Here is a 15,203-nt window from a genome sequence, read left to right as displayed (position 1 = left end):
TCAGGGGAAGGGATGCGGGGCCGGGTTGAGGTCGTGCGGTGACAGGTCGTCCTCGCGCAGTCCGGCCTCGCGCAGGGCGGTACGGGTGCGGGGCATCAGCGGGCCGCGCTGGCGGCTCCACCCGAAGTCGATCGGAATCAGCCCCGGGACCAGGACCTTGACCGTCCGGAAGCCCAACGGCCGCTGTTCGGGGGCCGTCTGGTCGACGACCACCACGTCGAAGCCCCGCGCGGTGACGGCGGCGACGCACGCCTCCACGTCGTCGCGCAGGTCGGGCGAGGGGTGCGGCGCGTCGGGCCCGGAGCCGAGCGAGGCCAGCGGCACCCGGTCCGCCTCGTCCCGGCCGCGCAGCAGGAAGTCGGTGTACCGGCCCATCTCGGGCAGCCCGTACAGCAGCGGATGGTCGTGCAGGACGCGCACCTCGCCGAAGTCGCCCGCCATACGGCGCAGTCGACGCTCCTCGCGGGCCGTGCGGCGGCGGAGGTTGACCGAGTCCGTGGCGATCTCGCACAGCCCGGCGGCCAGCGCCGCCTCGGGATCGAGGGAGGCGCCCGCGCCGAAGCACAGCAAACCCGGCCCTCCGTCGACGCGTTCGGCGACGGCGGTCACCACCGGCACCGGGAAGGTGACCCGCGTGTCGAAGAACCGGGCCCGGTAGCCGTACATCGCCAGCCGGTCGACCATGGCACGGGTCGCGGGCCGGGTGCTGCTCGCCGGGTCGATCTCGGGCAGCCGGGCGCGCCCGAACCAGGCCAGCAGGAAGGCGTCGCGCTCGACGGTCTCCATCAGCCCGTGGTGGACGGCCTCGACCAGACTGCCGCCGGAGGCACAGCCGTTGGAACTCTCCTGCACGAAGCGCCGCCGGATGCCGCCGGGGGCGTGGTAGTACGCCACCACCTCCGGTACGAGGACGGGCCGGGCGTCGCGCAGCGACCAGCCCCACACCCAGGCCACCGGACGGTCCGGTGCGAACCGGGGCGCCTCGGGATCGGCCTCGTGGAAGGCGTCGGAGTACAGGCCGGTGACGCGCGGGTCGAGCGCCGCGTCCCCGAGTTCGTCGAGGGCGGCCGTGACCACGGTGTTCCTGCCACGGGCCCGCATTCCGGCGTAGCGCTCCAGGCCCTCCAGCAGGCCGACGCGCACGCTCGTACCGTAGGCGCCGGTGTGGCCGCCCCAGTAGCACTCCCGCAGGTAGGCGCCGGAGCGGGTGGTGAACGCGCCGACCGTGGAGGAGGTGGACGCGGAGGTCAGGTCGGGGGCGACGGACGGGCCGAGCATCCCGGTGACCGGGTTCGCGAACGCCTCCAGGGAGAGGTCGTACGCCTCCAGCGGGCGCAGCCGGAAGCTGTCCGGGGCGTGCTTGGGGGTGGGTTCGAGGGTGATCCGGGCGGCGTCCGCGCTGTCGTCGGGGCGCGCCGCGCAGGACGGGCACTCGCCGTCGGGCACCAGCGGGAACCGGGCGACGTGCAGGGTCTCCAGATCCAGCAGCCACACCCACGGATGGCGGGCGGCAGGCCGCTGCCGGCCCGCCGCGGCGACGAGCGCGGCGAGGGCGTCCACCGCGAAGCCGGCCACCCAGGGCGGGCTGCCGGTGGCGTGGGTCCGGCCGCCCCGCTCCAGGGCGTCCCGCAGGAACCCGGCTCGCACCGCCTGCCAGCGCCGGGCCAGACACTGCGGGCAGCCCGCGGCGCCGGCCCGGGGGACGGGGCCGACCACGGCGTGGTGCCCGTACAGGCCCACCGGCACGACACCGGGAGTGAACTCCTTTGGCCTGGCGGTCAGTTCGTCGCGTACGCCGAGCGGGGCCACCACGGCGGGGGGCGTCCCGGGACGGCGACCGGCGCGGTCCGCGAGGGCCGTGGTGAGGGCGGCGCACACCGCGTCCCACGGTTCGCGGGCCGCGACAGCGGGCGGCGCCACTGTGGACTCCGTGGACTCCGCGGACTCCGCGGACACAGTCGCCCTCCGCACCGTCGCTGCGGGCAAGGCCTGCGTGGGCCCGACCTCTGTGGTCTCGGCCTCTGTGGGCAAGGTCTCCGTGGGCCCGGCCTCTGTGCGCAAGGCCCGCGTGGACACAGCCTCAGTGGGCACAGCCTCAGTGGGCACGGCGCTCGTGTCCTGTCAGCAGGACCCGCACCGCGTGGACCTGGCCAGCGGCGAGGTCGGGCGCGGTGACCTCGGCCGCGAACGTGTCCCGGCCCGCGCCGGCGAGGCTGTCCAGCACGGCGGCCCAGCTGGTGGCGCTCTCCGGCAGCGTGTCGGCGTCGGCGTCGGCTTCGGCGGCGACCAGGGTGGCGGCCTCCAGGTCGGCCCACAGTGGGTCGCCGGTGTCGGGTGCGCCCCCGGCGCGGCGCAGTTGCTCGGCGCCGAGCAGATCGCGCAGCGCCTCCAGCACCGCCTCGCGCGGGCGCAGACCGCTGCCCGCCCTCCAGCGCACCTCGCCGGTCTCGACGTCGGTGAGGCGGGCCAGGGCGACGGGCAGGCCGTGGCCGCCCGCGGCGGTGAGGTCGAGGACCTCCGCCGAGACGCCCAGGTTGTCCGCCGAGCGCAGCAGGAAGAGGAGTTCGGGGTCGCCGGTCAGGGAGTCGGGGTCCACGACGGGCAGCGGGGCGGTGCGGCGCAGCGCCTGGTGCAGCGCGTCGTGGGCGAGGGCGGTGCGCAGGGCCCGGACGAGCGCGGCGCGCGGGCTGCCGGCCGCGCCGGTGCCGGCCGAGGTGCGCTCGAACAGGCCCTGGTCGTTCCAGCCGCCGAGGGTGCGGAGCGCGCCGGCGGGCACCAGTACGGTCCGGCCGTCGAGCAGCGAGACGGCCTCGCTCCAGTGGGCGACCCGGTCGGCGGGCACGTCGAGACCGCTGGAGACGGCGAGTGCGGCGGGAGCCACCCGGCTCCACTTGGAGACGGCCGCCTCCAGCGCCGGCCCCTCCAGCACCCGTGGCGGTACGACGTGTTCGGCGTACACCTCGGCGGCGCGGAAGAGCGCGGCGAGACGCGCACCGGCGACGTGATGGACGTCGGCCGCGGACACCTCGCGCACCCGGCCGGGCGCGAGGCCGAGGCGGACGGTGCTGACCTTCAGCGGGGTCTGCTCCCAGTCGTCGTCGGCGTACGCGGTGAAGACGCCGGCGGCCTCGTGGACGAGGACGTCACGCAGTTCGAGCTCCGTGAGGGCGGCCGTGGCGGCGTCCTCGTCGGCGGCGCCGTCGGCCGGGAGCGTGCCGGGCGCGTCGTCGGCGTGAGGTGTGCGCAGGGTGTCGTAGGCGTGAGGTGTGCGCAGGGTGTCATCGGCGTGGGGCGCGCGCAGCGCGTCGCCGGTGGGCGCCGCGAGGCCGGCCGCGTCCGGCTCGTCCACGGTGGCGCAGAACCGGCAGCGCGGGTGCGGCAGCAGCGGCTCGGTCAGCACGTCGAGGGAGTCGAGGTCCTGGACGACGACCCGGCTCCGGGTCTCGGCGGGCAGCGCCCCGGTGACCAGGCGGAACACCTCGAAGGCGAGGAGGTTGCCGAGCATCCCGGCGAGCGGTCCCGACACGTCGGGCGCGGGCGCGCCGAGTGGTGCGGCGGGACCTACGGCGGCCCACAGATCGGCGCTGTCGGCTGCCTCCGCTCCCGCGCCGAGCCGCAGGGCGGCGCAGCACCAGCAGCCGGGGGTGCCGGCGGTCATCACCGGGCCGACGACGGCACGGTTGCCGAACGTCCAGGCGGCGAGCAGCCGCCGCCCGGCGGGCACGCCCTCGGTGAGCAGCCGCAGCGTCTGGCGGGGCGCCTCCGGCCCGGTGACCAGGACGGTGTCCCAGCCCTCCAGGTCCTCCCAGCCGTACGCGCCGCCGACGGGCTCGGGCAGCCGTGCGAGGGTCGGGGCACAGCCCGACTCGGCGAGGTCCGCGGCCTCCGCGTCGAGGTCGGCGACGCCCTCCACGCCGTGGAGTTCACGGCGCAGCGAGCCGTCCGACGGCGCGGCTCCGGTGACGGCCACGGCGGCGCAGCCGTTGCGGAGCAGACCGAGGGCGGCCCAGCGGGCCAGGGCGTCGTCACCGAGGACCGCGACCCGGGTGGAGCGGAAGCGGTGGAACCGTCCGGGCGCGTCGTCCGCGTAGTGGTCGAGGTAGTCGAGCTGGTGGGCGAAACGCGCGGCGACCTGCGGCGCGAGCGCGTCCGCCGGGGGTCTCGGCCCGGCGTCCCGGGCGAAACCACGCGCGTAGAGTGCGCGCACGAGTTTGACCACCATGTCGCGGTGCAGGTCCCCCAGACCGGCGCACAGCTCCTCGACCCGCCGCTCGCCGTCCAGGTGCGGCACGATCAGCGTGGCGAAGCGGTACGCGGACTGTGTGGCGACGTTGAAGCCGCCGTGAGCGTTGTGGAAGAGCACGCCGTCCGGGGTCTGGGTGTAGAGCACGTCCCTGCGGATGCGGGGCCGCGACTGGACGATCTCCTCGTAGGAGGCGGGAGCGTGGGCCATGGCGTGCGAAACCTCCGGGAATCAGCGGGACGGTCAGCCGGCGGCCGACGGGGGGAGGTCCGTCGGGTCGTGCGGGGCGGAGGCCGGGAGGCTGGTGCCGGCCGCCTGGACGAAGAGCCGCAGCAGGTCGTGGACGCGGTAGCGGCCGGACGGACCCTCCTCCAGCAGCCCGGCCTCCACGAGCGTGCGCAGGACCAGCGCGCCCGGAGCGAGCGGAGAGGCCCTGCCGAGGCCGTTCTGCTGCTCGGGGATCGCGGGCGGCGGGATGCCGCCGCGGGGCAGTGCGGCCGTACCGCCGGGCAGTGCGGCCGCACCGCCGGGCGGTTCGCCGCGCAGCACGGCGAGTTGGAGGTCGCGCAACGCGGGGCCGGGCTCGACACCGAGTTCGGTCGTGAGGTGGGCGTGGATCCTGCGGTACTCGGCGAGCGCCTCGGCGCGCCGCCCGGAGCGGTACAACGCCTCGATGAGCAGGGCCGAGAGCCCTTCGTGCCCGGGGTCGGCGTGCACCGCCTCACGGGCCTCGGCGATCATCTCGCGGTGCCGGCCCAGGCGCAGTTCGCCGTGGAAGACCCGCTCGACGGCGAGGAGCCGTTCCTCGGCAAGGCGCGGGACGTGGTCGCGGTGCAGTTCGTCGGAGTGGACGTTGCCGAGCAGCGGGCCCTTCCACAGCCGCAGAGCGGCCCGGCCCAGGTGGAGCGCGGACTCGGGGTCGTCGCTGGCGCCCGCGCGGGTGAGCAGGCCGCGGAACTGGAGCAGGTCGAGGGTGTCGGCGTCGGCGTGCAGCCGGTAGCCCCCGGGTACGGCCTCGATCGCCCGGTCGGCGACGCCGTACTTCGAGAAGAGCCTGCGCAACCGCAGGACGCAGGTGTGCAGCGCCGAACGCCCGCCCGCCGGGGGCCGGTTGCCCCAGACCACGCGCTGGAGCAGGTCGGCGGAGACGACGGCGCCGGGGTGGAGCAGCAGGGCGGCGAGCAGGGAGGTGGGTCGTGAGGGCTGCAGCACCACGGTCTCGCTGCCGTCGGTGATGGCGAGCAGGCCGAGAACCAGGAACCGGGGGCGGCCGGCGGCTGCTGCGACGGGTAACGTCTCGGGGAGGGCGCCGTCGGGCGCGGGAGCACCGGTCTTCACCACAGCCTTTCGCATCGCACGGTGGGGTGTCGCACGAGGTGGTGCATCAACTGCCGTACCCAGCAACGGTGTTGTGCACGCCGTGTGTGTGGCGTGTGCACATGTCCGCTACCGAGAGGGGAACTTAGATTCGATCGGGCCGTGGCGTCCAGAGGTTGGCGTGAAACAACGAGTTACGTGTTGGATCACCGGAGCCCGGCGAGGGTGCGGTGTTGGCGCGCGGGACGCCGGGGCCCTACGCTCCCGGTGAAGTACGTCGGCATGTCCCGCACCAGCACACTCAGTGGAGGATCCATGGCGTGGTGGGCCCTGGTCCCGGTCGTCTCGATGATCACCGGGCCCCTCGCTCTGTACGTCATCAGCCGGCGCAAACGCCGGAGGGACGAGATCGAGGACTGAGAGGGCTGGGGGCCTGAGGGGTTTGAGGGGCCTGAGGGTTTGAGAGGTCTGAGGGTTTGAGAGGCCTGGCGCGGCCGACGAGCGGGCGGGCGGCTCGCTGACGCGGCCATGGGTGCGGGCGCAATGATTGCGCCCGCGAAGAATCTCGGTCCGTTCCGGTTCCGGACCAGGCGTGCTGTTCCTGAGATCAGACCTCCAGTTCCTGAGACCGGACCTCCTGTCCCTGGGGCCGGACCTCCTGTCCCTGAGACCGGACCTCCTGTCCCCGGGGTCAGGCCTCCTGTTGCTCGAGGGCGGAGGCCGGGGTCCTGCTCACGTACCACCCGTCGGCCCGGGGCACGAACACGTCGGCCGGCCAGCCCGCCGTCTCGACGGCGGCCTGGTACACGGCGTCGCCGAACTTCACGATGGCCTGCCGCGGGTCCGGCAGCCGCCTCAGCGAGTCCCACGGCAGCAGCATCAGACCGGCCTGCGGATACCAGTCCGCACCCTCGACACCGTACGACCGGCCCTCCAGGCCCTCCGGCTGGGGCCAGATGTACGCGTACATGCCGATGGGGGGCACCGGGGCGTTGTTCATCTTCGTGTTGTCGAAGGAGAACCCCACCGAGACATACGCGTTGAGCTGGGCGTTCTGCATGAACGGCGGGCCGTGCGGCGGCGGCGCGGTGTGCAGTGCCCGGTGCCGGGTGGCGGACAGGTCGAACCCGCCCCACATCACCCCGACCCGGGGCCGGTGTCCGAGGAAGGGTGCCTGCCACGCTTCGAGCCCGTCGGCGGCGCGGCTCATCGCCTCCCACATCAGCCGGGCCGCCGGGGCGTCCCACGTGCGGACGGCCCGGTCGTCCTCGAAGGTCGCCGGGGCGCCCGGGATCTCGCAGATCAGCGAGGTGCGCGGGCGGCGGATGCCGAGGTCGGACACCGCCGCGCAGAACGCCGAGAAGAACGAGGCGACCGACTGCCCGGTCAGGGGCAGCGTCCGCGTCTCGCTGTCGGTCTCGATGACGACGTCGCCGTCGAGCAGGCGGTAGTGCACCCGGAAGGCCGTGCCCCGCTGCCGGAACGTGGGCGTGCTCAGCCCTCGGGGCGTCACCTCCAGGACGATGTTTCCCCACCCCGCCTCGAAGGGTGCGTCGAGGGTGTACTTGCCCGCGACCTGTACCACGCGGTTCACGTAGTCGACCATGGGAGCCAGGTCGTCGTGGACCAGTGCCGGCCACACGTCCAGACGTTCGCTCACGGAAAGCCTCCCAGTGTGTCGAGGGACCGGCCGCAGCGGCGTGAGCGGGAGGCCCGCGCCTCGTCCCGGAGACCGGGCGGCGACGGATCGGCCTCGGCCGCGACGTGCGACCGCCTCCTCATTCTCGCCCGGGGCCCGTGGGAGGGCATGTTCTGCCGGATCGCGGCGCCCGTGGAACGATGGTGCGAAGGCGCCGCGAGCGGTGCCGGTACCTGGTGAGAATCCGTATCAGCGGCTGGGGCGTGTCCCGCGAAGAGGTACGGAGCGGTACGAGGCGGTACGGGGCGGTACGAAGCCTTCGAAGCGGTACGGCGGCCCGTGCCTCAGGGTGCCCGCCGGCGCGAACTCCCCCCGGGCGGAAGGGGCTCAGCATGGCGTCGCCCGAAACCACCGGCACGGACGGACCCGGCGGCGGGTCCGGTATGTCTGGGATGTCCGGGATGCAGTTCGGCATCTTCACCGTCGGTGACGTCACCACCGATCCCACCACGGGGCGTACACCCACCGAGGCGGAGCGTATCCGCGACACCGTGGCCATCGCGCGCAAGGCCGAGGAGGTCGGCCTTGACGTCTTCGCCACCGGTGAGCACCACAACCCGCCCTTCGTGCCGTCCTCGCCGACCACCCTGCTCGCCTACATCGCCGCGCAGACCCGGCGGATCATCCTGTCGACCTCGACCACCCTGATCACGACCAACGACCCGGTCAAGATCGCCGAGGACTTCAGCGTGCTGCAGCACCTGTCCGGCGGGCGCAGCGACGTCATGCTCGGGCGTGGGAACACCGGCCCCGTCTATCCGTGGTTCGGACAGGACATCCGCGAGGCGATCCCGCTGACCGTCGAGCACTACGACCTGCTGCGCCGCCTGTGGCGCGAGGAGACGGTGGACTGGGAGGGCAAGTTCCGTTCCGCGCTGCAGGGTTTCACCCTCGCGCCGCGCCCCCTGGACGACATCCCACCCTACGTGTGGCACGCCTCCATCCGTACACCCGAAGTGGCCGAACTGGCGGCCTACTTCGGGGACGGGTTCTTCGCCAACCACATCTTCTGGCCCGCCACCCACACACAGCGGATGGTGCAGCTGTACCGCCGCAGGTTCGCGCACTACGGCCACGGCACGCCGGAACAGGCCGTCGTGGGCCTGGGCGGACAGGTGTTCATCCGGCCCAACAGCCAGGACGCCGTGGACGAGTTCCGCCCCTACTTCGACAACGCCCCGGTCTACGGACACGGCCCCTCGCTGGAGGAGTTCACCGAACTGACCCCGCTGACCGTCGGATCACCGGCCCAGGTCATCGAGAAGACCCTGAACTTCCGCGCCTACGCCGGTGACTACCAGCGGCAGCTGTTCCTGATGGACCACGCGGGGCTCCCGGTCAAGACCGTACTGGAACAACTCGACCTGCTCGGCGAGGAGGTCGTACCGGTGCTCCGCAGGGAGTTCGCCGTCGGCAGGCCGGCCGACGTCCCGGCGGCGCCGACCCACCAGTCGCTGCTGCGCGCCCGGACGGAGCACGCGAAGGCGGACTCCACGGGCGAGAACGAAGAGGATCCGGGAGAACGATGAAACTCACCATCATCAGCGGCGGCCTGCGCGAGCCGTCCTCGACACGCCTCCTCGCCGACCGGCTGGCAGCGGCCGTGACCCGGGAATTCGACCAACTCGGCGATCCGGCCGTCCCGTCCGTCGTGGAACTGCGCCCACTGGCCCACCCCATCATGGACACGATGCTGACCGGGTTCACCGGGGAGGCACTGGAGAAGGCGTTCGAGGAGGTCGCGAGCGCGGACGGCGTCATCGCCGTCACCCCCGCCTTCAACGCCTCCTTCAGTGGACTGTTCAAGTCGTTCTTCGACGTCCTGCCGGAACAGACCCTCGCCGACATGCCCGTCCTCATCGGCGCGACCGGCGGGACCGAACGCCACTCCCTCGTCCTGGAACACGCACTGCGACCGATGTTTTCCTACCTGCACGCGATCGTCTCCCCACGGCCCGTCTACGCCGCGACCAGCGACTTCGGCACCCGGACCGGCTCGGCCCTCGCAGAACGCATCAACTCCGCCGCTGCCGACTTCGCCCGCCTCCTGCGCGCCTGCGGCCCACGCACCCGGCACGAGGTGGGCGAGGATGACTTGGCGACGATGCAGCGGCTGCTCAGCGACACGTAATCGCTCCGCTGGGCGGCAGGTGCAATGTCTGCGGGTCCGTCGTGGCTGTTCGCGCAGTTCCTCGCGCCCCTTGGGGGTGTTGCCTGTCAGGCGTCAATTGCGTGTGGGATCGGTCTGGTTCACGTGCCGTTTGGTGTGCGTTTGTGGGCCGCGTTTCCGGCTGTTCGGCGACACGTTGGCGCTCCGCTGGGTGGCCAGTGCGATGCCTGCGGGTTCGTCGTGGTTGGTCGCGCAGTTCCCCGCGCCCCTTTGGGGCGTTGCCGGCCAGGCGTCAATTTCGCGTGGGTTCCGTCCGGTTCGACCGTCCCTTTGGTGTGCGCAGCACACGGAGGCCGGCGAGGCTCTGGAGGGTCATTGCTGCGGCTGCCGTGGTGGTGACGGTGAAGCCGCCGTGTGGGCCGAGGGAGTCGATCGCCCAGCCGGAGAGCGCCGTTGCCGCCGCTGAGCCTGCCGCGCTCGCCGAGCCGAGCCAGGAGAACGTCTGGGTCAGGACGGCCCGGTGGACGGTCGACTCGGTGAGGACGGAGAGGAGCACCAGGAGGGGCGGGATCGTGACGCCGGTCAGGATGACGACCAGTCCGAGCCCGAGGGGGGAACCGACCTCGAAGAGCAGCAGCGTGCCGAGCGTCAGCGCACTGGTCGCCGTCAACAGTTGCACTGGGGGTGCGGTCCGCCACCGGCGCAGCCCGTACAGCCATCCGGCCAGCAGGCCGCCGCAGTTGGAGACGGCGAAGACCGGGCCCCCGGCATCGGGTGCGCCGTGTTCCACCACGAACGCGGTCACCGACACCTGCATCGCTCCGAAGAAGACGCCGAGGGCGAGATTGAGGCCCATCAGCACGAGGACGTCACCGCGCAGCAACAACCGGTCCGCACGGACGTGCAGGGAGCCCGTGACCGCCGGCGGCGGCGCGCTGCCGCGCTGCGCCGCGAGGAGCAGACCGCCGGTCACCGTCAAGGAAGCGGCCAGCACCGTGCCGGCCACGGGATGTCCGGCCGCGGCCAGTGCGCTGACCGACGCCGGGCCCACGAGGTAGCCCACCGCGTTGCCGAGGGACTCCAGCGCGAACGCGGTGGGCAGTTCCGCTGACCGGCCAGTGCGCAGCAGCCCCGCCCAGCGCGCCGCGGACATCGCACCGAGCTGGGGAACGCTCGCCCCGACCAGCGCACCGCCCAGGGCGAGCAGCGGATCGGGGGCGTCGGTGGCGGTCAGGGACAGCAGGACGGCGACCGCGACGGCGTGGGCCAGCAGGGAGGGCGGCAGGACGCGGGTCTGCCCGAACCGGTCCACGAGCCGGGCCAGTTGTGGCGCCACCAGCGCCTCGGTCACCGCGAACGCGCCGGTGACCAGGCCGGCCGCGGCGAAGGTGCCGGTCCGGCTGTGCACGAGCCAGACGATGCCGAGGCCGGTCATCGCGATGCCGACGCGTCCGAGCGACGCCGGAAGGAAGAAGGCCGCCGCGCCCGGAGTACGCAGCAGGGCACGGTAGTTCGCCGAGGGCACGGCGAGTCCATTTCGCCGCCCGGCGGGGCGGGCCACCTCGGTCGTCGGTGCCCGGACGTACCGACCTGTGGTTGCCGCCTGGAACCGTCCAGTGCTGGCGCGGAGAGGGGACACGCGCTCCGCACCGACTCCGTCACCGGGCAGAAGTCTCGATGTGTGGTTGGCCGTTGAGAACCTGTGGCTGTGAATCTGTGGATGTGAGCTCAGCGCTGCGGATCCGGCGCCGTGAATCCAGCGCTGCGGATCCGGCGCCGTGAATCCGCTCTGCGAATCTACGACCGTTTCCTGCCCAGCCGCAACGCGTGCAGCGCCGTGCCGAGGTCCGCGACGGCGGTGGGGTCGGTCAGGGAGCGTTCCGTCAGTTCCTCGATCCGGCGCAGCCGGTAGCGGACGGTGTTCGGGTGGATGTACAGCTGGCGGGCCGCGTCGGCGGCGACGCCCTTCGCGGTGAACCAGTGCCCGAGCGTCTGCAGCAGCCGGGCCCGCTCGGGCGCCGGGAGTTGAAGGACCGGGCCCAGCACGACCTCGACCAGGCGAGCCGCCTCGGTGGGGGCGGCGGCGACCAGCATGGCCAGGGGGCTGTCGTCGAAGAGCGCCACGCCGGGACCGTCGCCCGGCAGCCCGCTCAGCGCCAGCCGGGCGAAGCGCAGCGCCTGCGGTGTGTCGCGCAGCGACTCGAAGCGGGGGCTGACGCCCACCCGGGCCCGATGGGGCAGCAGCGCCCGCTGGCTCACCGTCTCGGCGTCGGGACGGGTCAGCGCGAGCAGCCCGATCTGCTGGTCGGGCAGCAGCCGCCAGGCCGACGGGACACCCGTACGGCGCAGGTCCGCCTCGATGCCGGGCAGCGGCTCGCTTCCCGGATCCGGTACGGAGGCGGCCACGACCGCGTACGGGCCCCGCTCCGGCAGGCCGAGCTGGCGTGCCGTCTCCCACAGTGTCGTCCGGTCCGCGAGGGCGCCCGTGAACAGCGCCTCCACCAGGGCCGAGCGCCGCACCTCACGCTGCAGGGCCAGCTCGGCGCTGGCCTCGCGGTAGGCGGCGGCGACGGCCTCCGCGTAGCGGCCGAACTGCGCCCAGATCTCCGAGGACCCCGCCACCAGGTGGGCGTCCGTCACCTCCGGATGCCGCTGGGCCTCGTCGACCAGCTGCGACCACAGGTACTCGAAGCCGATCCGGTAGGCGCGCAGCGTGTCCGCGAGCGGCACCCCCTGTTCGGCCCGCAGCCGGCCGGTCTCCTCCGCCGGCCGCACATCGGGCTCCGCGTCGATCGCGAAGCGCCCGAGCAGATGCTCGGCGTTGGCCGTACAGGACTCGTCCAGCGACGCGAAGGGGATCAGTGACTCGTCGGCGTAGGACTCGACCTCGGCGCGGATGCGCCGCGCCATCCGCTCACCCAGGTCCGGCAGCCGTACCCGCAGGGCCGCGCTCACATCGGAGAGACTCATTCCCGCAGCGTACGGCGTGGTCTTTGTTCCCGGAAACAATCCACGGGCGCGTGTGCTGTTCGCCCGGCCATGGATCCCCCGCGGCCAGGAGGTGAACATGCGGAGAGCGTCGGCAGGGGCGTCCGGCGCAGCGATCATGCATGCAAGGAGGCATCATGGCCAACCTGGCGGATTTCCTGGCGCGGGCGGCGGCCGACCGGCCCGAGAGCGCCGCGCTGCGGCTGGGCCCGGCGACCTTCACCTACGCCGATCTGGACCGGCTGAGCGCCCAGGCCGCCGCACTCCTGCGCACCGAGGGCCTGCGCGCCGGTGACCGGGTCGCCCTGATGCTGCCGAACACGCCCGAGTTCGTCGTCCTGTACTACGGCATCCTGCGCGCCGGCGGCATCGTCGTACCGATGAACCCGCTGCTCAAGGAGCGGGAGACCGAGTACCACCTGCGGGACTCCGGGGCGGTGCTGCTCTTCGAATGGCACCAGGCACCCGGCGGGGGCGCCCAGGGCGCGACCGCGGCCGGGGTGCGGCACATCCCGGTCGAGCCCGCCGCCTTCGCCGCCGAGCTGGCCCGGCTGGAGCCGTACCGGGAGATCGCCCCCGTCGCCCACGACGATGTCGCCGTGCTGCTCTACACCTCCGGCACCACCGGCCACCCCAAGGGCGCCGCGCTCACCCACGCCGGACTGCGCCACAACACGGAGGTCACCGCGCACCATGTGCTGCGGATGACGTCCGAGGACGTCATCGTGGGCTGTCTCCCGCTGTTCCACATCTTCGGGCAGACGTGCACGATGAACGCCGCCGTGCGCGGCGGTGCCACGCTCGTCCTGGTGCCCCGCTTCGACCCGCGGACCGTGCTCGACGCCATCGCCCGCGAGCGCGCCACCATCTTCGAGGGCGTGCCCACCATGTACGCGGCACTGCTCCAGCACCCGGGTGCCGAGGACGCCGACGTGTCCACGCTGCGCATGTGCGCCTCCGGCGGCGCGTCCCTGCCCGTGGAGGTCCTGCACGGGTTCGAGTCGCGCTTCGGCTGCATGGTGCTCGAAGGCTTCGGCATGTCCGAGACCAGCCCCGTCGTCTCCTTCAACCACCCCGACCGGCCGCGCAAGGCGGGCTCCATCGGCACCCCGATCCGGGACGTCGAGGTGCGCCTGCTCGACGACGACGGCAAGGACGTGGCCGAGGGCGAGGTCGGTGAGCTCGCGGTACGCGGACCGAACGTGATGAAGGGCTACTGGAACCGCCCGGAGGAGACCGCCGCCGCCATCCCCGACGGCTGGCTGCGCAGCGGCGACCTGGCCCGCCGGGACGAGGACGGCTACCTGTACATCGTCGACCGGAAGAAGGACCTCGTCATCCGCGGCGGCTACAACGTCTACCCGCGCGAGATCGAGGAGGTCCTGCACGAGCACCCCGCCGTCGCCCTCGCCGCCGTCCTCGGCATCCCCGACGAGAGGCTCGGCGAGGAGGTGGCGGCCGCCGTCGTCCTGCGTCCGGGCGCCGAGGTGAGCGCCGGGGAACTCCAGGAGTACGTGCGCGAGCGGGTCGCCGCCTACAAGTACCCGCGCCACGTCTGGCTGATGGACGCCCTTCCCCTGGGCCCGAGCGGGAAGATCCTCAAGCGGGAGATCTCGGCCCCGGTGCACTGACCGCCGCCGGGCACCCCCCCCGCGCACGCCGCACGCGGGCACGGCCCGGCAGGCGCACGGTGACGCAACCCCCCTCCTGACCGGCCGAGTTCGATGCCCGGCCGGTGCCCGGATCCCGGAAAGCTGGTGCAAGATGTGCACCTGGGATTCGGACAGGGGGTTGTTGTGTTGCTGTTGGATCTCGATATGTTCGCACCGAACGAGCGTGTGGACGCCTTCCAGCACGCGCTGGACTTCTCGGTGCCCAACGACGTCGCCCACGAGGACGTGGAAGCAGGCGTCAGGGCCCGTTTCGAACTGTGGCGGGTCGGCGCCCTGGAGCTCTTCGAGGTGCACAGCACCGGGTTCCAGGTCCGCCGCACCGAGAAACACCTGCGGCAGCTGCGCGAACGGCCCGTCGTCTCCGTGACGTTGCAGACCCGGTCCACCGGGCGCGTCGAAGTGGCCGGACAGCGTCAGCAGCTCTTCCGCGCCGACGACATATCCGTGCTGCACGAAGTGTCCGCGCGGACCTACGGCTGGTCCGGTGTGGGCGCCTCCCAGGCCGTCATCATCGACGCGGAACGCCTCGCCCTGCCGGTCGAGACCGTGCTGACCGCGTCCTGCCGGCTCCGGGCCAGCCCGCTGTACGACCTCGTGCTCACGCACCTGCGCGAACTGTGGCGTGCCCCGGCCCGTATCGAGATCGACCCCGGCGCGACCGCCCTGGCGAACGCGACGACCGACCTCGTGCGCGCACTGCTCGTCTCGGCCGCCCACGACGCGGGAGAACCGCAGGTCCGGGCGGCCCTGGACGACACCCTCGTCACCCGGATCCTGTCGTACCTGCGGCACCACCTGACCGACCGCGACCTGACCCCCGAACGGATCGCCGCACACCACGCCATCTCCAAACGCCAGCTCTACACGGTGCTCGGCCGGGCCGGGGTCAGCCTGGAGCAGTGGCTCATCAGCGAGCGGCTCGAAGTGGCCCGCACGATGCTCGCCGCGCCGTCCCACCAGGGGTTCACGGTGGCCGCCGTCGCCGCGCAGTGCGGCTTCAGCAGCGCCAGCCACTTCAGCCGCCGCTTCCACGAGGCCTACGGGCTCACCCCGCGGGACTGGCGGCGGCGCGCGCACATGGAGGTGCCCTGGCTGGGGCAGACCCCATCCGACACGAGCCGTTCAGGCAGTTGACCCCTCGCGAGGAAATCTTGCCCAAGCGTGCAGTGACCA

General features: G+C 72.9%; 10 protein-coding genes. 4 read left to right on the top strand and 6 right to left on the bottom strand.

The annotated features are described in order from the left end of the window. The 4 genes from ACGFYV_RS02445 to ACGFYV_RS02430 all read right to left on the bottom strand — a co-directional run bounded on the left by ACGFYV_RS02445 (position 1) and on the right by ACGFYV_RS02430 (position 7,220). On the bottom strand, positions 1-1,956 hold the full coding sequence (locus tag ACGFYV_RS02445; protein WP_393876463.1) for a TOMM precursor leader peptide-binding protein: 1,956 nt from the start codon (positions 1,954-1,956) through the stop codon (positions 1-3). A gap of 139 nt (positions 1,957-2,095) precedes the next feature. Further along, positions 2,096-4,453, bottom strand: a complete 2,358-nt coding sequence (locus ACGFYV_RS02440) for a TOMM precursor leader peptide-binding protein (protein WP_393876462.1) — start codon at positions 4,451-4,453, stop codon at positions 2,096-2,098. Positions 4,454-4,486: 33 nt separating this feature from the next. Beyond that, positions 4,487-5,596 (bottom strand): BTAD domain-containing putative transcriptional regulator, encoded by a 1,110-nt coding sequence (locus ACGFYV_RS02435; protein ID WP_393876461.1) that lies wholly within the window; start codon positions 5,594-5,596, stop codon positions 4,487-4,489. Between the two features lie 655 nt (positions 5,597-6,251). After that, complete coding sequence (locus tag ACGFYV_RS02430) at positions 6,252-7,220, bottom strand: DUF5996 family protein (protein WP_393876460.1); 969 nt, start codon at positions 7,218-7,220, stop codon at positions 6,252-6,254. Positions 7,221-7,660: 440 nt separating this feature from the next. Between ACGFYV_RS02430 and ACGFYV_RS02425 the strand changes: the two genes are divergently transcribed. Together ACGFYV_RS02425 and ACGFYV_RS02420 are read left to right on the top strand one after the other, a co-directional pair. After that, a complete protein-coding gene (locus tag ACGFYV_RS02425; RefSeq protein ID WP_393876730.1) occupies positions 7,661-8,788 on the top strand; it encodes an LLM class flavin-dependent oxidoreductase in 1,128 nt (375 codons plus the stop codon). Then, positions 8,785-9,390 (top strand): CE1759 family FMN reductase, encoded by a 606-nt coding sequence (locus ACGFYV_RS02420; protein ID WP_393876459.1) that lies wholly within the window; start codon positions 8,785-8,787, stop codon positions 9,388-9,390. The genes ACGFYV_RS02425 and ACGFYV_RS02420 overlap by 4 nt, the downstream gene beginning before the upstream one ends. 271 nt (positions 9,391-9,661) lie before the next feature. Here the strand turns inward: ACGFYV_RS02420 and ACGFYV_RS02415 are convergent, their stop codons facing one another. Together ACGFYV_RS02415 and ACGFYV_RS02410 are read right to left on the bottom strand one after the other, a co-directional pair. Next, positions 9,662-10,894 carry an MFS transporter gene (locus ACGFYV_RS02415; protein WP_393876458.1) on the bottom strand — a complete coding sequence of 411 codons (1,233 nt, stop codon included), beginning with the start codon at positions 10,892-10,894 and terminating at the stop codon, positions 9,662-9,664. 272 nt (positions 10,895-11,166) lie between these two features. Beyond that, positions 11,167-12,339: a PucR family transcriptional regulator gene (locus tag ACGFYV_RS02410; protein ID WP_393876457.1), complete on the bottom strand. Its 1,173-nt coding sequence runs from the start codon at positions 12,337-12,339 to the stop codon at positions 11,167-11,169. 155 nt (positions 12,340-12,494) lie between these two features. Here ACGFYV_RS02410 and ACGFYV_RS02405 point away from each other — a divergent pair, with 155 nt between their 5' ends. Together ACGFYV_RS02405 and ACGFYV_RS02400 are read left to right on the top strand one after the other, a co-directional pair. Continuing rightward, positions 12,495-13,988 (top strand): long-chain fatty acid--CoA ligase, encoded by a 1,494-nt coding sequence (locus ACGFYV_RS02405; RefSeq protein WP_393876456.1) that lies wholly within the window; start codon positions 12,495-12,497, stop codon positions 13,986-13,988. 186 nt (positions 13,989-14,174) lie between these two features. Continuing rightward, positions 14,175-15,164, top strand: coding sequence for a helix-turn-helix domain-containing protein (locus tag ACGFYV_RS02400; RefSeq protein ID WP_393876455.1), 990 nt, complete (start codon positions 14,175-14,177; stop codon positions 15,162-15,164). Positions 15,165-15,203: the final 39 nt, after the last annotated feature.

Source organism: Streptomyces sp. NPDC048297, assembly GCF_043201585.1.
Taxonomy (GTDB): Bacteria; Actinomycetota; Actinomycetes; order Streptomycetales; family Streptomycetaceae; genus Streptomyces.
This window is presented reverse-complemented; position numbering and strand designations above follow the sequence as displayed.

Coding starts and splice junctions, on each gene's coding strand:
- ACGFYV_RS02420 (WP_393876459.1), top strand. CDS start 8,785: ATGAAACTCACCATCATCAGCGGCGGCCTGCGCGAGCCGTCCTCGACA.
- ACGFYV_RS02410 (WP_393876457.1), bottom strand. CDS start 12,339: ATGAGTCTCTCCGATGTGAGCGCGGCCCTGCGGGTACGGCTGCCGGAC.
- ACGFYV_RS02435 (WP_393876461.1), bottom strand. CDS start 5,596: ATGCGAAAGGCTGTGGTGAAGACCGGTGCTCCCGCGCCCGACGGCGCC.
- ACGFYV_RS02405 (WP_393876456.1), top strand. CDS start 12,495: ATGGCCAACCTGGCGGATTTCCTGGCGCGGGCGGCGGCCGACCGGCCC.
- ACGFYV_RS02400 (WP_393876455.1), top strand. CDS start 14,175: ATGTTCGCACCGAACGAGCGTGTGGACGCCTTCCAGCACGCGCTGGAC.
- ACGFYV_RS02440 (WP_393876462.1), bottom strand. CDS start 4,453: ATGGCCCACGCTCCCGCCTCCTACGAGGAGATCGTCCAGTCGCGGCCC.
- ACGFYV_RS02425 (WP_393876730.1), top strand. CDS start 7,661: ATGCAGTTCGGCATCTTCACCGTCGGTGACGTCACCACCGATCCCACC.